This is a genomic window from Vibrio sp. 10N.222.49.C9 (genome assembly GCF_041474985.1).
GTDB lineage: Bacteria > Pseudomonadota > Gammaproteobacteria > Enterobacterales > Vibrionaceae > Vibrio > Vibrio crassostreae_C.
Genome location: NZ_JBFRVD010000018.1, coordinates 227,702 through 248,729, shown reverse-complemented (window position 1 = coordinate 248,729; position 21,028 = coordinate 227,702). Strand labels below are relative to the sequence as shown.

Sequence of the window (21,028 nt, the reverse complement as noted above, 5' to 3'; positions counted from 1 at the left end):
CAGCTAATTTTTAAATAGTGATGCTGAGTCGTATCTAACTGAGCACCTTAATTTGAGTCAGCAACTTAATTTGAGTTAGCAACCGCTCGATGTGAGTGTCGCTTTGGTTTTGTTTTATTGAGCTTTCCAAGGGTTGCGATAATCAACATTGAGTTTGTCGAGTAATGGCAGATGCCCCTTTAGGCGAGATAGGTAATCTGGCCAGTTTCGGTTGTTTTTATGTGTCCAACATCCTTCAGCTAAAGCGCTAATTCTTGGGAATACCATGTAATCCATACGCTTTTGGTTGGTGACGATCTCACACCATAGAGCACACTGAATTCCGCGGATCCGCTTACGAATTGGGTCGGTGTCGGATATCTCAGCAAGTGCTTCGTAGGTATAAGCTTGTTCTAATGGGATAACGGCAGCCCAATCTACGCCCGGTTCTTCCGGTGCATAATCTTGGGTCATGTCGAGATAGGTAAACTGTGCAGGTTGCAACACCACATCAAAGCCTTGGCGAGCGCAATTGACAGCCGCTTCTTCACTGAGCCATGAGTAGATGATGGTCTCTTTACTCACTTTGTCGCCGTGCTGTGCTTCTTCCCAGCCGACCATGCGTTTACCGAGTTGCTTAAGCTTGTTTTCGGCATAGCGGAATAGGTGACCTTGTAGGTCTTTGCTGTCTTGGTACTGGTGTTCTTTCATCAACGCTTGAGCAGCAGGGCTGTTGCTCCACACACCGGGTGGCACTTCGTCTGCACCCATGTGAATCAATTCGCTCGGGAATAGCTCTGCCACTTCTTCAATAACGGCATCTAGAAATTGGTAAGTGCCTGGTAAACCTGGGTTTAGGACGTTGTCGTTGTAGTGCTGAATGCTTTTGTATTGAGTAGTGTCAGCTTGCTCCACCAACATGTCAGGCAGTGATTTGATTGCGGCACGGCAGTGTCCCGGAATATCGATCTCTGGGATCACCGTGATGCTGCGTTGCTCTGCATATTCAATGACTTCACGAATTTGTTGTTGCGTGTAGAAGCCGCCGTAGTTTTCCGCAATGTGGGTATATTGCGGCTCTAGTGCATGGTCAGGACCTCGCCAAGCGCCAATTTCTGTTAGCTGAGGCAGGCTCTTTATCTCAATTCTCCAACCTTCATCGTCAGTTAGGTGCCAATGAAATACGTTGAACTTGTAGTGCGCCAGTTGATTGATTAAACGCTTCACTTGCTCTACTGAGTGGAAGTGACGAGCGCAGTCCAACATCATGCCGCGGTACTTAAAGCGCGGTTGGTCGGCTATCTTGCAACATGGTAGAGAGAAGTTCTCTGCGTCCAGTTGTTGAACTAGTTGAATCAAGCTTGCCACAGCGTGTGTAAAGCCCGACTGGCTGCCTGATTCAGCAATAATCTGTTGTGCAGTGATGGTCAGTTTGTATTCGGCTTCATCTAACGTCGGGTTGCTGCGAAATAGAATGTTGCCGCTTTCGTCTTTTGAAAGTTCAGCTGAAAGCGCGGTCGAAAGAGACAGCTCAAAGGTCGAGAGCAACTCTTGCTGGAACCAAGAGACTGCCTTATCAGCAAGATGAGATTGAACCTCAATTCTGCAGTCGTTATTTAGCGCGAAGTTACTTAGCGCGAAGTTACTTAGCGCGAAACTACCTTGCTGAAATTCGATCTGATTAGGCTGAGGAATCAATGCAATCTCAGCAGCGTTAACTTCAGGTATTTGATTGCGTTCACGGTATGGCGAAGCCAGTACTATGGGTGATATCGCGACAGGCAGTACCGATGTTTCTCCATCATTATGTGACTGGATAAAGGCATCGTTAAGGCCATCAGAATAGAAGCGGAATGGTGCGCTTTGAATACTGAATTCAAGGTAGTAATGGTTGTTGGCCTTTAACACTGACGAACTTGGTGTGAATGAGCAAAAGCTGCCAACTTGAGTCAGCTCTCCTTGCGATAAACTCTCTGGAAGGATGAAACGATCAAATGCAAAGTGCAGAGACCAATCTTTTACGTCGAGGTCACTTAAGTTATGTACCGTAAGGCCAAATCGGCAGTTATTTTTTTGTTCAGAAAGAACAGCTAAGTCGATGCGATAATTCATATAACTTCCCTGCTAAGCCTGTTGATACAAGTTGTGTTGTGGTTTTCCGGCAAACATCAATGCGCCTTCAATAGCGTCGAATTGAGGTTTAACGATCCATTGTTGTACTGGTGGTGATAGCCAGTTGAGAATACGCTCAGCGATACTTCCCATTAAGCACACCTTGTCAGCGCCTTTTCGATGCAGTGCTAAGACAAACATTTCGATATCAGCCGCGGTTTGCTTGAGCATATCGATAGCCAGTTCGTCACCTTCGTTAGCGAGTTGAAAAATAACTGGTGAGAATTGACCGTAATCCTTTGGAATAGCACCTTTTGACCATTCGACAATGGCATCCACATCATTATTAAAGTGATTCATCACATGTAGAGTCAGCGGGGTTTTGTTGCGAATACCGTCTTCTGCAAGCAAGACTTGTTGAATCAAACGTAAGCCCATGACTGCGCCGCCGCCTTGATCTGAAATCGGAAATTCACGACCGCCAACCACATATTGCTCACCGTCTTTTAGGAAGATACCGCAAGAACCCGTACCACCGATCATGATTGCGCCGTCTTGGCCATTGTGAGCACCAATGCAAGCGCCATAAGCGTCGGTATTTAGTGTCATGCTTGCGAAAGGGTGTGGTTGAGCCATGAAGTCGAACCATGCTGATTTTTGCTCAGCGCCAGCCAGCGCTAGGCCAACATGCATATTTGAAAAATGGTCTGAGTTGAGTTGCCCTTGTTGTGCCGCTTTTGTGATGGCATCAATAATTGAGCTCATCGCAACATCAACACCCAAAAGGATGTTGCCACTGCCACTTTTCGCTTCACCAATCAGTTTGCCTTGAGCGTCACGAATACGAGCACGACAAGAAGTACCACCACCATCAATACCGACGTAGTAAAGAGTCATTATTATTGCTCCTTACGCTGAGCTAAGAAGTTGAACTGTGCAGCGGTTGCTAATAAGAACCACGCACCATGAGGGATCCATTGCTCACCCCAGCGCCAGTTTTGAAGCATGTCATCTTTTTGTGCTGGTGGATTGAACGCAATGTCTTGTTCATCTTCAAAACCAGCTGTGATGCCATTACAGATACCGCCTTTCGCATTGAAGAACCCAAGCTGAGGTAGGTAGTCTGGGTTGTTATGGCCATGACCATCGAGCATGCACATGTGGTATGGGTTGAGGCCCAAGATCCAATCAAGGCTATTTTGTGAAAGCTGGATTAAGCGATCTTGAAGTTCGCTATCTTTAATGTGCGGTTGAACTAGGTAAGCCATGGTTGCGAGTGAGCCAAGGCGTGCGTTCTCGCCTTGCCACCAGTAACCGGTTTCGTTCTGTTGAGCGACGAAGAAGGCATCACGTTTATCACCATCGACAGATTTAACGTATTGTCTTGGATAGCCAAATGGGTTGGTGACTTTGTCGGTGATGTTGATTTCGAACTGACAAGCTTGTTCAACAACTGTGCGCGCCTGTTCTTTTAATTCAGCATCGGTTTCATTGTCGATGTATTCACATAGTGCAATCACAGGAAGACCGGCTTCAGCTGCGTGAAAGTATGGACGAGAGCCATCAGAGTTTGCCGACCAGAAGTGCTCAAATGAATCATCGGATTGCTGACGAGAGATTAAACGAGTCGCCCAAGTTCTTGCTTCTGATAGGTATTGCTGGTCTTGTGTTACGCGATACAGCTCATTGGCTGCGAGTAGGGCGCAATACTCATCGATGATGTTCTCTTCACCATCGTTTAGATACTGGAGGTTGTACTCTTTTAGATGCCAGTAACCCTTAACCGCCATTTCAAGGTATGTGTGGCTCGAGTAGCTGCCAGAGATTTCAAGCTCAGAAGCTGCGGCTAATGCTGCGATAGCAACACCTGCACCTTGTCGGTAGCCCGCTTGTAAGTCCGTTGATTTATGACCTTCTTGAGTCGCATAAGCGCAGATATCGCGTTGGTTGATATCTTTGCTCCATTTGTCGAATACCGTCATATAGAAGTATCCGTCAGCGTCTTGCATACGCACTAAGAAGTCGGCACCGAACAGAGCCTCTTCCGTTAGACGAGTCATGGAGAATTTCGGGAAGTCTGGGTTATGGCTAGTCAAGCGTACGCTTTTTAGCATGTTCCAAACGACCATCGGAATTTGTTGTGGGTTTAGGTAGTTACCATAAGACAGGTGGCTAAAATATTTACTGACATCACCTGATGCGTCATACCATCCACCGTGGACATCGACGTATCGGTCGGTACCTAGAATTTGTGCTTGTCGATCTTTTTTGTCGAAAATACCGCCACAGCGTTGTGACTTAAAGTAATGAAGCACATCAGAAAACGTGTGGTTCATTAATAGGTTGCTACCAATCTCAAATACTTCTGAACGCAGGTTGTCAAAACGTAGGTAGTAGCGACCAGATTCAGTGACTGAACTGAAATCAATAGTGAAGAATTGCCCTTGATGCCAATTTGCTACGCGGCCTTGTTTAACCACATCAAAATTTCCGACAGTCATATGGTTGTCAGCACAGACGAGTAGAGCCGTAGTGCTTGATAGGCGAGCTTTCTTAGTTTGTAGGATAGCTTGCTTCGGGCCTGTGGACTCATAGCCAATATGGTTGGTCAATAACAGCATCAATATTCTCCGACAGTCCTAGTTTCTATTGGCTAGGTACTTGAATGTTTTGGATATAAATAGTTAGGGTCCGAAGACCCTAACTTGGGTTTTATTGCTTAGCTTTCGTGTAGGTAACAGCGCACAAAGTGGTTATCAGCGAGCTGCGTAACCCCTGGTAGCTGCTCTTTGCACTTATCCATTGCGTGAGTACATCTGCCTGCAAATGGGCAGCCTGCTGATACTGGTGTCCACAGAGGAATCTCACCTTTGTTGCCTGCAAGTTGCTCGTGGATCGACTTCTTAGGATCTGGAACGGCCGAAACAAGCAATTGGGTGTATGGGTGCTGAGGGTTAGCAATCACGTCATCGGTATCGCCCCATTCCACCATGTGTCCCACGTACATCACCGAAAGGTCTTCAGCGATGTAACGAGCGGTTGCGATATCGTGAGTGATGTAAAGCAGAGACATTTGCTTCTCGAACTTCATCTCTTCCATCAGGTTCAAAACACCGGCACGAATCGATACATCAAGCATTGAAGTTGGCTCATCGGCTAGTACAACTTCGGCACCTACCGCGATGTTGCGGGCTAGGTTGACACGTTGACGTTGGCCGCCAGACAGTTGGTGAGGGTACTTCTTCGCCGTCTCTTTTGGTGGGATCAGGCCCACTTGCTCTAAAAGATCGTAAACACGTTCTTCTAGCTCTTTCTTGTTGCCCGGAGATACTTTCTTGTGGATCAACAGTGGTCGAGCAATGTGGTGGAAGATATTGTGCGTTGGGTTCAATGAACCAAACGGGTCTTGCCATACCATCTGCACGCCTTCACGGTAGTGCATAAGATCTTTTCTGCTTGAGATCTCTTGGATATCACGACCTTTGTATTCGATCGTGCCGCCTGAAGGTGCGTACATTTTTGCGATCATTTTTGCGGTTGTTGATTTGCCTGAACCAGACTCACCAACCACTGCTAGGCCACGGCTTTTGTACATCTTGAATGACACGTCGTTAATCGCACGCATCATTGGGGTTTGAATGGTGGTACTGCTTATTGGGAAGTCTTTTACGACATTCTTGCCTTCTACCAATAATTGACCGAAATCTTTGCTCATAATTGTCTCCAGAATCCTTATTCGCTTTGCTTGTTTTTAGGCGGTCGAGCCGCCTTGTTCGTTATTCACGCAAGCTATAGCTTCCTTTGTACTATTGGGTCACCGTACAGGTGGCAGTTAGACAAATGTCCCGGGTCGATAGAACGCAGCTTGGTTGGCACCTTGGTACACTTTTCATGTACACGGTCACAACGAGCTTGGAAACGACACCCTTCAGGGATCTCTAACAGGTTCAGAGGGTTACCCGGAATACCTGCTAACTTTGTCTTTGGCCCTGTCAGTGGAGGGAAAGAATTTCCCAGCCCTTTGGTGTAAGGGTGGTAAGGGTTTTCTAGAATATCTTGAGAGTTAGCCACTTCGATTAGCTCACCTGAGTACATGATGCCGATGCGGTCAGAGAACTCGACCATCAATGACAAGTCATGGGTGATGAACAGAATTGAGAAGCCAAATTCTTCTTTTAGTGCATAGATCTTTTGTAGGATTTCGCGTTGCACAACCACATCAAGTGCGGTTGTCGGCTCATCCATAATGATCAGCTTTGGATTCAGTGCTAACGCGATAGCAATAACCAAGCGCTGACGCATGCCGCCAGAGAATTGGTGAGGGTAATCACTCAATCGGCTCGGGTGAATATCGACGATTTCAAGTAGACCTTCAGCACGCTGCTTAGCTTGCTCGCGAGTCATGTTGGTGTGACGCATGATTACGTCACAGAACTGCTCTTCCATCGGTAGTACTGGGTTGAGTGCGTTCATCGCGCTCTGGAATACCATCGACATCTCACTCCAACGGAACGACTGCATACGGTCATCACTGTATTCAAGGATGTTCTCACCGTTGAAGATAACCTCACCACCACTGATGTAAGCGGGCGGCTTATGAAGACGCATAAGAGAGAAAGCGACCGTTGATTTACCACAGCCAGATTCACCAGCTAGGCCGAAGACTTCACCTGGAGCGATGTCGAAACTTACGTTGTTACACGCACGAACATCGCCAGACTCTGTGATGTAATCCACGCATAAGTTGCGGATAGAAATTAGTGGTTCAGACATGATTATTTATCTCCGCTCCAAAGTGCATTTTGTGGTGGTAGTTCTGGTTCACGTTCTTCTTTGTCTTGAGCTGCTAGTTTCTTCCAACGCTTCATGCCTTTGTGAGAACGCAGTTGCGGGTTAGCAATTTCATCGACCGCGAAGTTAAGTAGAGCAAGGCCAGTTACAAGTAGTGTCAGTGCGATACAAGGAGCCAGCAGTTCCCACCAAGCGCCAATCAGCATTGATGAAGAGGTTTGAACGTTGTAAAGCATGATGCCCCAGCTGATTGTGTTCGGGTCACCAAGACCTAGGAACGAGATGGTTGCTTCCATCATGATTGCGTACATCACCGAACCGATGAAGCTTGCGCCAACGATAGAGATAAGGTTTGGCAGAATCTCTACGAAGATGATGCGGAATGAAGATTCACCCAAAACTTCAGCGGCTTTTACAAACTCTTTTTCACGCAGTGCTAAGGTTTGGGAGCGAACAACACGGGCACCCCAAGCCCAAGACATAAAGCCGATAACCAAGGTTATGGTGAGTGGCCCTGCCTCACCGATAAAGGCTGCTACTACGAACAGTAATGGGTATTGAGGGATTACCAGCATGATGTTCATTGCGGCTGTTAGAACGTCATCGACACGGCCACCGAAGTAACCTGCAGAAACACCAATAACAGTTGCGAGTAAACATACGGTTAGACCCGCACCAAAACCTACAGCAAGAGATACGCGTGCGCCGTATACCACTTGAGACCAAACGTCACGACCCATACGAGTTGTACCTAGTACGTGGTCTGCCTTTTTAGACATGATCAATGTACGACGGTCGTCTGCTAGATTTTGAGCAACCCAGCCATCAGGGTTAGTTTGTGCAGACTTCACCACGAAACCAGGATATTCGTGTGGGTTACCTGTACGCTTGTCTGGTACATGTTTGGTGATTAATGGAGCTGCAATCGCGCCAAGAATAAAAATACTTAGGATGATGACGCCTGTTAGGGCCATCGGGTTACGCCAAATGAGTTTTAAAAAGTCTTTCATGATTATTTACCACCCTTACGAAGACGAGGGTCAAGAACAACGTAAAGCATGTCTGCAACTAGGTTAAAGAACAGCATGAATAGCGTCATGATAAGCAGCTGACCTTGCAGTACTTGGTAGTCACGAGCGTTAATTGCGTTGAAAAGTACGCTGCCAAGACCTGGGTAGTTAAAGATGATTTCGATAATTAACTGACCGCCGATTGCCATACCTAGCGACATTGACAGGGCTGTCACACTAGGTAGCATCGCGTTACGAGCTGCGTAGTTGAATACCACTCGGTTTTCGCTCAGGCCTTTGCCTTTCGCCATGGTGATGTAGTCTTCGGCTAATAGGTTGATCATGTTGTTACGCATGTTTACTAGGAAGCCACCAATTTGAACAACAGAAGCACAGAACAGTGGTAAGAAGGCGTGGTAAGCGACATCTTTAATGAATGCCCAGCTTGTCCAATCAGGTATAGTACCAGCGGTGTAGGCATACCCTGTTGGGAACCACTTCAAGCCAATTGCAAAGGTAAATAGTGCAATCATCGCGATAACAACTTGAGGAACGGCTTGTAGAATCAGCATCCCTGGCGTTACGAAGGCATCGTACTTACTGCCGCGTTTCCACGCTGCGAAAATACCTAGGATTGAACCAATCGAGAAAGAAAGAATAACTGCGGTGCCGGCTAAGAAAAGCGACCAACCGAATGCTCCACCCAACAGTGTGTTTACAGAAAGTGGGTAGAATTGAATTGATGTACCAAGTTCCCAGCTAAGAATGTTCTTCATGTACGCCACGTATTGAACTAAGTAGCCACCATCAACGAAGCCTAATAGTTCTTTCATTGCAGCAATACGCTCTGGAGTAACTTGTACAGAAGCGTTCGCAAACATCATGGTAACTGGGTCACCAGGCATTGCTCTTGGAATAATAAAGTTTAACGTCGCAGCAACTAATAGCGCGACAAAATAAAATGACAAACGTCTTAAAAAATAACCCATAACTCACACCTTACTCACCCAGATTGTTTCCCTGTTTCTGGATTCAGGTCGCTCCTAGCGAAATTTGGAACGAAAAATCCCCTGACGACTAGCGCCATACTTTCAATTGAGAGTGTGGGGATTTTTATAAGCGGCGTAAGAGGTTACGCCGCAAGGATTGAACGATTACTTATTTAACTGGTTTTAGGTCCAGTACATGAAGTAGACGCTCTGGAATACCAGCCCAAATGTTTGGACGGCCTTTTGGATTTTCTTCGTTCCACCAACCAGTGAAGCGAGTTGTGTTGTATTGGTACATGTAAGCACCAGACATCACAGGGATTGTCACTTGGTCTGCAGCGATGATTTGCTGGATACCGTGTGCAATGTCTAGCTGCTCGTTCTTATCAGCTGTTTTGTAGAAGCTGTTTAGAAGACCATCTAGCTTGTCGTTTTTGTAGAAGTGCATTGCGAAACGAGGCATACCATCACCAGATTGTAGTGATGAGTTGTAAGCACTGTTCCAGTACGTGTATGGATCCGCACCGTGGAAGTAGTTTGTGTATGCTACGTCGTATGTACCTTCAAGCATTGCTTGGTTGTAAACAGAGAAGTCAGGTGTACGAGCTTTTGCTTTAATACCGATTTCGTTTAGCTGTTCTACCGCTAGTTGAACTGTGTTGTTGAAGTCAGTCCAGCCGTTTGGCGATTGAATCATTAGTTCGAAAGACTTGCCTGATGGAGTGTCAACAAAACCATCTTTGTTTACATCTTTGAAGCCAGCGTCAGCAAGAAGCTTCTTCGCGCCTTCAGCGTTGTAAGTGTTGAAGCCTTTGTACTTGTCATGAGTTTTTTCATCAGACCAAGCTTCAAACGCGTAGCCAAGACCCGATGCGAAATCGTTTACAGTACCGCCACCGTAGAATGCGATGTCGATGATAGTTTGACGGTCAAGAGCCATAGAGAAAGCACGACGGAAGTCAACGTTGCTCAATGCTTCATGCTTCGCAGCATCAGGGTGCTTGAAGTTAACGATGAATGCCTGTGTACCTGCTGGCGGGTACCAGTAGTGGTGTTTAGGGCTAGCTGCTGCGTATGTACGATCGATATCTGGAACGAAAGAAGACGTCCAGTCCATTTCACTGTTTACAACTTTACCTAGGAATTGGTCGTTGTTCGCAATTTGTGGAACACGTAGACAGTCAACATCTAGGTTGTCTGCATCCCAGTAGTTCGGGTTTGCACACTGGATGTATAGCTGCGCTGTAAACGTATCGATTTCTGTAAATGGACCAGAACCTACCGGGTTCTCATTGGTAAACGTTGATGGATCTTTAACGTCTTTCCAGATGTGCTTAGGTACTACAGGTACTTTAGCAATCTCGTAAGGTACGTTTGAGTTTGCTTCTGTTAGTGTGAACTTAACTTGGTTGTCGTTCAGTTTCTCTACAGAAGTTACCCAAGAGTTGATACCAGATTGGTCAAGCTCTGGCTTCTCTTTTACAAGGTTGAAAGAAAAAACAACATCATCAGCAGAGAAAGTTTCTCCGTCAGACCATTTAACACCCTTACGAATGTCGAAAACAACGCTCATCAGATCATCTGACATCTTGAAGTTTTCAGCTAGACGGAACACTGGAGTGTTACCGTGCATTTCGTTAAATACTACTAGCGGCTCATACATGAAGTCAGTTGTAGTATGTAGGTTAGTAGCACCAAGGTACGGGTTAAAGTTACGTACGAATGTAGTGTACTCTTTCGGGTGAACGGTCAGTTCACTGCGTTCTGCAGCGGTTGCTACTGATGCAAAACCTGTTGTAGCAGTTGCAATAATTGCTGTTGCTATTGCTGTTTTTTTTATATTGGCAAGCATAGCTGTTCCTTACTATTTGCTTTCATTTCACTAATGGATTGAATGTTATCTGTCGCTAAATTGTTTAGTAGATACACACTCTGGTTAAAGGCCTACCTCTTCTTCGTTGCTCCAGATTCATCGTTGATCTGAGAAGTGGTAAGAGTGGCCTGTAGGCCTTTGGCAGGAGTAAGAAAACACCTTATCGATGAATTAATCAAACTCGTTTCCCGTCAAAAACGTTAAAAATACACAACCCCACGTCATTAACGTCAAAATAGGTTGCTTTGGTGGTTTTTTGTGCGGAATTGTTAAGGTGATGTGACTCGCATTTGGTTTTGAGGTTATTGCTAGTTGTAAGTGGTCACTAACTTTAAAGGCTTTTTATTATAATGCTTTACCCTACGTTGGTATAATTGTAGATCTCGGTCACTTGCCAGTTTTACGTTAAATTTCCCTAGAAAATTAAATCTGCCGTTCTGTTGTGACTCGCTTCTCAAACTGCAACAAAGAGTCAGATATGATTGAGAATAGAACGAAAAGTACTGACGGTTACGAGCTCACACTGTACGTAATTGGCGTGAATTCCTCCTTGTTTAAGGGCGTAAAAAAAGTGCGTTGCAAGCGATGGGATTCTACTTTTTGTGATTATTAGGCGTACAAAAAAGCCCACGCTAGGTGGGCTCCATTATTCAAAGTATCGTGATGTTGGTTCAGGGATTAACTGGTCAGTAGTTTCTGAAGTTTATCTCTTAGCATCTCAATATGGGTTCTTTCTGGCGTCTGTTCTTTACAGTGTTCCAGTATGAATTCGATTGAGCTCAGTACCGTTCGCCAGCGAGGGGTTTTCGGTAGGGTTTCTACGCGTAGGTATTTGTCTAGCGTTCGAGTTTGCAGCGTACTGCGGTCTAAGTAGACGCGCCACAAGCCACTCTTCTCGGCGAAAGCGAACTTGGTTTCACCAGTCACCGATTCCCAGTAGATGATGGCATTAGTCATCGCATCGACCAGTACCTCGCGCATTAACTCTTGCTTGTTTTTACCTTCACCGGTTGCCTTGTCAGCAAGACGAGTAAATTCTCCGCCAAGCTCCTTCAACTGTTGCAACTTATCTTTGTCGCCTTCAAAGGCATAACTAGAGAGAGCTTCAACCGCCGTTTCAAGGTTATTGATTCGGTTTGAGTTAACACCACCACCTACATTGAAGATATACATGGTGTCGAGCCCTGAGCCTTCAGGCAGCTTAAGGATGTCACTTGGTATGCGCTGACGTGTATCGTCTATATAGATATCAATATCACCGCAGTAGTGGGCTTGTTCTACCTTAAGGTATTTAGGCGCAATGATCTCGTCGACCATTGAGCGTTTAAGTTGTTCTTGTCCGCGTCTGAATAGCTTCGCCGCAGCTTCGTTAGCAAAGCGAATACGTTGGTCGTCACGAATACAGATGATGGCTTCAGGTGCCGATTCTAGTTGCTCTAATAAGCGGCCTTGAGTTTCTAACAAGTTAGCCTCAACCATCGCTCTATGTTTGAGCTCGAGTTGCAGTTGGTCGTTTTCAAGGCGTCTCTGTTCAGCTTTGCTTGCTGATAGATGTGCTGTAATTCGAGCCGCTAGTTCTTGTTTGTTGAACGGTTTAGACAAGTAGTCATTGGCGCCAGCTTCGAAACCTCGAACACGGTCTTCTGCTTGGTTGAGTGCCGTTAGCATGATGATTGGCAACTGAGCATGATCGTATTGCTTACGCAGTGCTTCACAAACCTGATAGCCGCTCATTCCTGGCATCATGATGTCGAGCAGAAGCAGCTCTGGCTTCTCTTTCTCAATCAGTTCAATGGTTTCAGGGCCATCACATGCAGTACGTACTCGATAACCTTCTAACTTCAAGAAGCTGTCTAATACTCGCAGGTTAACCGGCTCATCATCGGCGATAACCAATAACGGGCCATCTGGGTTTTCACTGATAACACTATTTTCTTGTTGGCTGTTATCAATTAAATCAGGCGCTTGGAAGTGCGAGTAGTGACCTGATTCGTTGTAACTGTCTAACTCATCTTGAGTAGCTAGGGGCAGGGTAAAGCTAAACGTAGTGCCGAGCATTGGTTGGCTACTAACGTACAGTGAACCGCCCATTAGCTCGATCAACTGACGACTGATCGATAATCCAAGCCCTGCACCTTGGCGGTAGTTACTCGCATCTTGGCCTGCTTGAATCAATGGCTCAAAGATGTGCTCAAGGTACTCGGCCGGTATACCTTGGCCAGTATCGACAACTTGTACACGAATGTTGTCATCGATAACGCTGGCAGAGATAACAATTTTACCTTCTGAGGTGTACTTGATGGCATTGCCGACCAAGTTATACATCACTTGCTCAAGTCGTTGAGGATCCGATGAAACCAGACCTAAATCACTTGGGACTTGGTTAATAATACGGATTGGCTTATTGCCCAATAGGTGATGAGACAACTCTAGGACCAAGCTGGTGGCTGCCGACAAATCAACGGCTGATTTCTTAATATCTAAGCTGCCATAGCGCATCTTGTGATAATCAAGCAGATCATCAACCAAGGTCGCCAATCTCTGACCGCTATTGATGATGATATCCAACTGATATTTCTGATTAGCAGGAATAGGGCCGTTAGCTCCAGATATCAACGCTTCAGCGATACCCACCATGCCATGCAGTGGTGTTCTCAATTCATGTGAAGTAGTCGCTAAGAACTCATCTTTGAGTTTATTTGCCAGTTGTAACTCTTCGTTTTGCTTTTGAATGGTCTTAAGGTTGTCCTCAAGCTCATCGTTTTGGCTTTTGATGAGCTGCATTTTTTCACGAATAGATCGCTGCATTCTTTCGAAGCTCACCGCGAGTCGGCCTATCTCATCTTTGCGCTCGGTATTGATCATGGTTTCATCGAGATCACCCGCCGATACTTTTTCGGCAGCCCACGTCAGTTTAAGCAGTGGGGATGTGATGAAGTTAGACAGATAGTGCGATGCAACGACTACCAGAATGATCGCCGTTAGCATCACGATCACGAAGATCTTTTCTAACTGATGAATACGGGCAAACGCCTCTTTCTCTGGCAGCTCTACGACAAGAGCCCATGTTGCGTATTTCAGCTCAATTGGCGTATATGCCGCGATGATCGCTTGATCTAGGGTGTTGTCGAAGGTGCCAACCGCTGTTTCGCCAGCCAATGCTTTATCGACAACATCTAGGCTCAAGTTGATAGATTCTTGTGAATGAGCAAGGCTACGCGGCAGGTGATCATCACCTACAAGCAGCGTTTGAATATTCGAACTCTTGTTGAGATCCGCAATCAACTTAGTAATGCCGTTGATTGGTAGCCTAAACATCGCGTAACTGTGTAGGTAGCCTTGTTGAACGATAGGTGCGCCTAGCCATGCGGTCTGTTTGCCATTCTCGTCTTTAAAGTCAGAAACGATAACCGGCGTGTAATCTTCGTTAGATTTGCGTCGGTCGGTTACGTCTTTGGCTAGTCGTTGAAAGGTAATACCTAGGTTGGAGTCCTTGTATTTTCCTGTCAGCAGATTGGTGCCGTAATCGTCATTTTTAAAGACGGAATAAGCGACGTTACCGTTGATATCAACTAAGAGAATATCGTCAAAATCAGAGCGTTTAAGCAGTTCTAGGTAAGCATTATGGTAGCGCTTGTGGAGCAGGCGATAACGCTCGCTGCCAATAAAGCTGCTGGATTCAGGGAGGATCGACGTTTTGATTTGATCGCCAGAGCCTTGAATATAGCGCTGCTGTGCATTACTGCGTGCCTCGTCAATATCTAACCCCAATCGTTGAAATGCATTGATCAAACCATAAAATCGCCCGCCACTGGCATTGGCCAATTCTGAGCGAACAAAGCCCATCACTTGGGATTCTTGAGCTTGTAGGTAATCGACAATTTGCTGCTGCTTAGTATCACGAACCGAAACAAGGTGTGAGGTGCTTTGTTCCTGGAGATCCTGACTGTGCGATTGGAGGAAAAATATCGCGATAAGTGTCACAGGGGTAATACTGAGGACAAGAAATGCCAGCATTAGGGTATTTTGAAGGCGCTTAAACTTCTGCTTACGATAGAATCTAAACATAAATTGGGTACTACTTTCCTTTGATGTACTGCTAAAAGGGGCGAAAACAAGTACAGAGAATAGAATTAACGGGTTCCAATTTAACGAAATTAACGAGTTTTTTTACTTTGACAAGTAAGTGGTATTTAAAGCGTGTGCAAAAGCTCATTTTTATAGAGTTTTGACAAAAATATGAACAGACAGCGCAGATAATGACCCTGCGCTGTGCTAGAGAGGTTATTTGTTTGCGTGATAGATCGCGAATTTAGTGGTCTTATTTAGAGTCGCGCATTTTCCAAACGCTTGTTCAATAATTGGAATGTATTTTAAGAAACTATTCGCAACAATAATCATCTCACCAGAACGCTTCAAATGCTTAGGAGCCTGAGAAAGTAAGGTCTCAGTCGCGCTGTAGCTAGTGTCTAAACCTGAATGGAATGGTGGGTTACTGATGATGAACTGATAGTCTTCTGCAGTATCAGAATAGACATCGGATGCGAAGACTTTACCCGTTAAACCATTCGCTTCTAGCGTTGCTTGGCTTGATGCCACGGCAAATGCACTGATGTCGCACATTTCTAGCTCGATATCTGGGTTACGAGATGCCATCACCGCGCCCAATACGCCTGCACCACAGCCAAAATCCAGTACCTTGCCTTTTAGTTTTGGCAGAGTATCCAACAGAAGTTGGCTACCGACATCGAATTGACCGTGACTGAAGACGCCAGGAAGGCTTTTTACCGTAAGTGATTGCTCACCAATGTTAACCGTGTAGGTCTTAAACCAGTCTTGCAGGTTGAACGCTTGTGGTTGCTCGAAGCATTGACCCCAGTAGAAAGAGCAACGACGCGCTGAATCGTATTTAACAACTTTGCCGTAAGGAGCAAACATCTTCTCGATGCTTTTCACGCCTGAACGGTTTTCACCAACCACGACGATCTCGGTATCTTTGCCTAGCTTGGCAAATAGCATCGCCAACAAAAATTCCGCTTCCGCTTTGGCTTTTGGCCAGTACAACATCACTAAGTCGGCTTTGGTCTCTTCGGTAAACTCCGCACCATAAAAACGTTGGATGGTGTTGTAGCCTTCTAATTGACGGTAGTAGCTGTAATTAGAAGTAAACACAGAGACAGATTCACAATGCTTCGCTAACTCAACAGGGAACAAATCTTCTGCCTCACCGGCAACTAAAACATGTTTGCCTTCAAAGTAGGCGAGTTGGCGTTGAGCAATCTGGCTTGGTGCAATATAAGCTGACATAGGACACTCTGTTGAATCGTTAGCAAAAAATGAGGGCGGATTTTCGCATAATCCGCCCAAAGCTTGAAGTGTTTAATACGGGTTCGCCAATCAAGTTGACGTCAAGTTCGTTAACTCTTGTCTTGCTGGTTTAAAAAGTCCTTAAACTCTTCATCGTAGATGTTGAATAGGACAATGGTAATCGCAAAAATCAATGGTCCGTAGATAAGACCAATTAGGCCAAACAGTTGAATACCACCCAATAGTGAGAAGAAGATCATCAGGGTATTCATGCCTGCACTGCCTTGCATTAGCAGCGGACGCAGAAGGTTATCAATTGAACCAACAATCGCTACACAGTAAACCGTTAGGAAAATCGCCCACGTGGTATCACCAGTTAGGAACAAGTAGGTTGCTGCTGGAATCCAGATTAATGCGGTACCCACAACTGGGATGAAAGAGGCAAAGCCCATCATAGTACCCCAGAATAGACCTGGGAAACCGGCAATCCACATACCTAAACCGCCGGCAAAACCTTGCGCGATTGCGGTTAAGAATGAGCCCATTACTGCTGATTTAGATACTTGTTCTATCTCTGTTAGAAGTTTGTCTTCTTGGCTACGAGACAGCGGCAGAATATGACGAACCACACTGATGATTTTGTCATGATCTCTTAATAAGAAGAACAAAACGAACAGCATCAAGAAGAAATCCATCAAGAAATTGGTTGCGTCACCTAAGATTTTGGCACTGATACCAACTAGCTTAGAACCAAAGCTGGTCGCAAACTCACCGACTTTTTGTGCGATGGCTTGGGGCTCAATGTTGTCGAAAGGCAGGTAGTTATTCACAAATGACAGCGCTTTGACCACTAACGGATGAGCAAACAGAGTCTGAATGCCGCCGTGTGTTACCCATTGGTAGGTGTTCTGAGAGAACAGAGAACCTTGCTGAACAATTGCTGCGAATACTGCCAATAAAGGGATAACAATAATGAAGGTCAGTATGATACAAGACAGCAGAGAGACGATGTTTTCTTTATTCGGGAGCTTTTTTTCAAGCCACTCATGGATTGGGAACATCAATAGTGAAATGATAAAGGCCATCACGATAGAGTTAACGTATGGCTCGATAAGCAAGTAACAAGCATAAGCCGCCGCGAGTAGGGCAATGATGATCACCCAGTGGCTGGAATTGATTTTGAGTTTTTCTGACACGGTAATGGTCTCTATATTTGCGTTCTGAGTTTATAATGGCTGCAAAACAGAGAGTTAGCAATGAGGAGTTTTGATAATGGGATGCTGTAATAAAGATAAGAAATGCCAAGACGAAGAACAGCAAACAAAAAAAGAGATCCCTTGGTTCAGAATGTTCCTCGGTACCTTGATGTTGTTGGTTTTTCTTTTCTGGGAACGTTAATGCTTTTGGTTCAGCTTTAGCCTTAGTCGACGGCTAAATAAGCTGTCATATTTGTGGCTGTTGAGCGCGATATATAAAAAAGGGCTGCATTTAATGCAGCCCTAAATTCAATCGGTTAGCGACTTATAAAGTGCTTTCGATTATTTGCTTTCAGCAGCAATGATCGCAAGAGAGCGGTCAGCAGCTTCTAGTGTTGCATCAAGTTCTTTTGAACCATGAGCAAGAGAAGTAAAGCTTGCTTCGAATGCTGAAGGTGCAAGGTAAACACCGTGATCTAACATTAGGTGGAAGAAGCGCTTGAAGCGTTCTACATCACACTTAGTTACATCTTCGTAGCACGTCACAGTTTCTTGGTCAGTGAAGAAGAAACCAAACATGCCGCCAACTTGGTGAACTAGCATTGGGATGCCGTGCTTGTCAGCAAGTTGCTTGAAGCCTTTTGCCAACTGCTTAGTTTTTGAAGCTAGACGCTTTTCGTTGCCTTCTTCTCGTAGAAGGTTCAAACATGCGTAGCCAGCAGCCATTGCAACAGGGTTACCTGAAAGCGTACCCGCTTGGTAAACAGGGCCAGTTGGTGCGATGTATTGCATCACGTCTTTACGACCACCGAAAGCGCCCACAGGCATGCCGCCGCCGATCACTTTACCAAGACACGTTAGGTCTGGCTTGATGTTGTAGTAAGCCTGAGCACAACCTTCAGCAACGCGGAAACCTGTCATTACTTCATCAAAGATTAGCAATGCACCTTCTTGGTCACAGATTTCACGTAGACCTTCGTGGAAGCCTTCTACAGGAGGGATACAGTTCATGTTACCCGCTACTGGCTCAACGATGATACAAGCGATCTCGCCTTTGTTTGCTGCGAAGATTTCACGTACTGAATCTAGATTGTTGAAGGTTGCCGTTAATGTCAGCTTAGCAAAGTCAGCCGGTACACCAGGAGAGCTTGGTTGACCTAAAGTCAGTGCGCCGGAACCAGCTTTTACCAGTAGACTGTCTGCGTGGCCGTGGTAGCAGCCTTCAAACTTAAGAATTTTGTCACGACCAGTGAAGCCACGAGCTAGACGAATCGCGCTCATTGTTGCTTCTGTACCTGAGCTCACCATACGTAGCTGTTCCATTGATGGAACCATCTCAGATACAAGTTCAGCCATTTTGATTTCAGTTTCGGTTGGAGCACCGAAGCTAAGGCCGCGTTGAGCTGCTGCAATCACAGCATCACGAATAACAGCGTGGTTGTGACCAAGGATCATTGGCCCCCAAGAGCCAACGTAATCGATATACGCTTTACCATCAGCATCAAAAATAAGTGGGCCATCAGCGCGTTCAACGAAGATTGGAGAACCACCTACGCCATTGAATGCACGAACTGGAGAGTTTACGCCACCAGGAATAGTTTGCTGTGCTTTTTCGTACAGCTCTGCTGATTTGGTCATTGATATATCCTCTTTTGACTGTCGGACCAATTGGCACGCATTGTACCTATCCCTAATCCAACTAGGAATGCTTTCGCCCAGATAATCACCCGAATCTGGTTGTTTTGTGTGGTTACACGTTTTAATTGTTAGATATTGGTGAGTTTACAGCAGTAAAAGGACCGATCCTGTGGTGAATACTTGAACGTTTCAGTCAGGTATTAGATAATCACCGGAATATAAGAAAATACTCAACAACTATGGTCTCGAATTAGATTTGTATCATGTTGTTTTTGACACAGGTAAGAGAGGTTGTCGTGAGCGAAGTAAATATCCCATTGTCTTTTTCTGATGCAGCAGCTACCCGCGTACAAACGCTAATTGCTGAAGAAGAAAACCCAGAACTAAAACTGCGTGTATACATTACAGGTGGTGGTTGTAGCGGTTTCCAATACGGCTTCACATTTGATGAAAAAGTAAATGATGGCGACACTACAATTGTAAACAGCGGTGTAACGCTGGTTGTTGACCCAATGAGCCTACAGTACTTAATGGGCGGCATGGTTGATTACACAGAAGGCCTAGAAGGCGCTCGTTTCTTTGTGAACAACCCGAACGCGACAACAACATGTGGTTGTGGTGCATCATTTAGCGTATAGCATGAGCTCAAAGCTGCATTAGCTGAAAGCCACACCAGAAGGTTGTAAACGCCGAACTTATGTTCGGCGTTTTTGTTTTTATATCCCCAAATTTCTCTTCATAACAAAGCTCCTTTCTTAGCAAGGCTCTTGTTTGTCACGCAGCCTCAAAATTGCTAAGACATATTAAGTTATTGCTTTTAAAATCATTCCAACCTTCTATTTTGTCATTTTTAGTACACGGCATATTTTTTAAACTGTCGATAGCGTCCAACTTCGTTGAGGATTGGTCTGTTAAGGTTACCTTTGTGCATAAGGAAGTTGCACATCACGCTATTAAGCCAACTAGCGCGCCTGAATGACATCGGACAAAAGGATTTGTTATGCCCACTCTATTTTCTAACTCACCACTTTTTCAGAAATTGAAGCAGCCGTGGCTGGTTTCTCTGACTCTAGTCGTGTTGTTGTCGATCTGGCTTGGTTTAGGCGTAGGGCAAGCAGAAGAGTCACCTGAAAAAAAGGCAACAGAAATTCCGCTGGCTAAGGTTTCCTTTCAAACCTTCACCTCATCACCGACCTTTAAAACGATTGATCTCTATGGAAGAACGGCGCCCGATAGGCATGCTCGTCTAGGTGCAGAAGTCGCGGGTAAGATTGTCAGATTGAATGTTGTTAAGGGGGGGATGGTTAAAGCAGGACAAGCCATTGCCCAGATAGATAAGGGTGATTTAGAGATTCAACTAGAGCGAGCATCTGCGTTATATCGCTTGAAGCAGAAAGAGTTCAAAGCGGCGCAGTCACTGAAGAAAAGAGGACTGCAAGGTGAAATCGCCTACACCACAGCTGAGGCTTCATTAACAGAAGCAAAAGCCATGATGCGCAATGCGGAGTTGGCTTTAAAGAATACTGTGATTACTTCGCCTTTTTCGGGTGTGGTTCAAGATTTGATGGTGGAGCTCGGTGATTTCGTTAGTGTTGGCGATCCTGTTGCTGGCGTGATTGACCTCGATCCTTTGGTTATTGAGGCGGATGTCAGTGAGCGTCATATCCAACATTTGCTAGTCAATCAATCTGCTTTGGTTCGTTTGTTAGGGCGAGAAGAAGCGGAAGGCCGTTTACGCTATGTTTCTCGTATCTCTTCTGTTGCTACTAATACCTTCCCAATCGAGATAGAAATCGATAACTCTAAAGGCCTATTACCAGCAGGTGTCAGTGCCGAAGTTAAACTCAACCTAGAAACAAGAGATGCAATAAAGATAACACCGGCGATGCTAGCATTGGATGAGGCGGGTAACCTAGGGGTCAAAACCTTGGTTTCAGTCGATGACTCACCAACGGTGAAGTTTGTAGGCATTCAGCTAGTAAAGGCCGAACAAGATGGAGTGTGGCTCACGGGGCTAGGTCAACGCGTCGATATCATCACAGTAGGCCAAGGGTTTGTGCGTGATGGTGATTCGGTGATTGCTGTTGAGCAAGTCGCTGAACTCTCTAACGTAACCGCAGAGTAGGAGATAAC

The 21,028-nt window shown here is 45.5% G+C and carries 14 protein-coding genes; 2 read left to right on the top strand and 12 right to left on the bottom strand.

All coding sequences use genetic code 11. The annotated features are described in order from the left end of the window. Positions 1–114: 114 nt before the first annotated feature. The 12 genes from AB4585_RS07540 to hemL all read right to left on the bottom strand — a co-directional run bounded on the left by AB4585_RS07540 (position 115) and on the right by hemL (position 18,895). Positions 115–2,091 (bottom strand): beta-N-acetylhexosaminidase, encoded by a 1,977-nt coding sequence (locus tag AB4585_RS07540; RefSeq protein WP_372169494.1) that lies wholly within the window; start codon positions 2,089–2,091, stop codon positions 115–117. Between the two features lie 12 nt (positions 2,092–2,103). Next, a complete protein-coding gene (locus AB4585_RS07535) occupies positions 2,104–2,988 on the bottom strand; it encodes an N-acetylglucosamine kinase (RefSeq protein ID WP_017066804.1) in 885 nt (294 codons plus the stop codon). Positions 2,989–2,990: 2 nt separating this feature from the next. After that, positions 2,991–4,712, bottom strand: coding sequence for a glycoside hydrolase family 9 protein (locus AB4585_RS07530; RefSeq protein ID WP_372154980.1), 1,722 nt, complete (start codon positions 4,710–4,712; stop codon positions 2,991–2,993). A 98-nt stretch (positions 4,713–4,810) separates the two neighbouring features. Further along, positions 4,811–5,806, bottom strand: coding sequence for an ABC transporter ATP-binding protein (locus AB4585_RS07525; RefSeq protein ID WP_017059411.1), 996 nt, complete (start codon positions 5,804–5,806; stop codon positions 4,811–4,813). A 74-nt stretch (positions 5,807–5,880) separates the two neighbouring features. Further along, positions 5,881–6,864: an ABC transporter ATP-binding protein gene (locus AB4585_RS07520; protein WP_017059410.1), complete on the bottom strand. Its 984-nt coding sequence runs from the start codon at positions 6,862–6,864 to the stop codon at positions 5,881–5,883. Positions 6,865–6,866: 2 nt separating this feature from the next. Then, entirely contained in the window at positions 6,867–7,892 is a 1,026-nt protein-coding gene (locus AB4585_RS07515; protein WP_017056648.1) for an ABC transporter permease, read from the bottom strand. Positions 7,893–7,894: 2 nt separating this feature from the next. After that, entirely contained in the window at positions 7,895–8,881 is a 987-nt protein-coding gene (locus AB4585_RS07510) for an ABC transporter permease (protein ID WP_017059409.1), read from the bottom strand. Between the two features lie 169 nt (positions 8,882–9,050). Then, entirely contained in the window at positions 9,051–10,733 is a 1,683-nt protein-coding gene (locus tag AB4585_RS07505) for an ABC transporter substrate-binding protein (protein ID WP_017056650.1), read from the bottom strand. Positions 10,734–11,432: 699 nt separating this feature from the next. After that, the gene (locus AB4585_RS07500; RefSeq protein ID WP_136977818.1) at positions 11,433–14,822 is read right to left on the bottom strand and encodes a response regulator; all 3,390 of its coding nucleotides are present in this window, start codon (positions 14,820–14,822) and stop codon (positions 11,433–11,435) included. Positions 14,823–15,038: 216 nt separating this feature from the next. Beyond that, complete coding sequence (gene rsmC / locus AB4585_RS07495) at positions 15,039–16,061, bottom strand: 16S rRNA (guanine(1207)-N(2))-methyltransferase RsmC (RefSeq protein ID WP_017066801.1); 1,023 nt, start codon at positions 16,059–16,061, stop codon at positions 15,039–15,041. A gap of 110 nt (positions 16,062–16,171) precedes the next feature. Beyond that, positions 16,172–17,257, bottom strand: a complete 1,086-nt coding sequence (locus AB4585_RS07490; protein ID WP_017059406.1) for an AI-2E family transporter — start codon at positions 17,255–17,257, stop codon at positions 16,172–16,174. A 342-nt stretch (positions 17,258–17,599) separates the two neighbouring features. Further along, positions 17,600–18,895 carry a glutamate-1-semialdehyde 2,1-aminomutase gene (gene hemL, locus AB4585_RS07485; RefSeq protein ID WP_010436060.1) on the bottom strand — a complete coding sequence of 432 codons (1,296 nt, stop codon included), beginning with the start codon at positions 18,893–18,895 and terminating at the stop codon, positions 17,600–17,602. A 296-nt stretch (positions 18,896–19,191) separates the two neighbouring features. Between hemL and erpA the strand changes: the two genes are divergently transcribed. Continuing rightward, a complete protein-coding gene (gene erpA, locus AB4585_RS07480; RefSeq protein WP_004734539.1) occupies positions 19,192–19,533 on the top strand; it encodes an iron-sulfur cluster insertion protein ErpA in 342 nt (113 codons plus the stop codon). Positions 19,534–19,895: 362 nt separating this feature from the next. After that, positions 19,896–21,020 (top strand): efflux RND transporter periplasmic adaptor subunit, encoded by a 1,125-nt coding sequence (locus tag AB4585_RS07475; protein ID WP_017059405.1) that lies wholly within the window; start codon positions 19,896–19,898, stop codon positions 21,018–21,020. Positions 21,021–21,028: the final 8 nt, after the last annotated feature.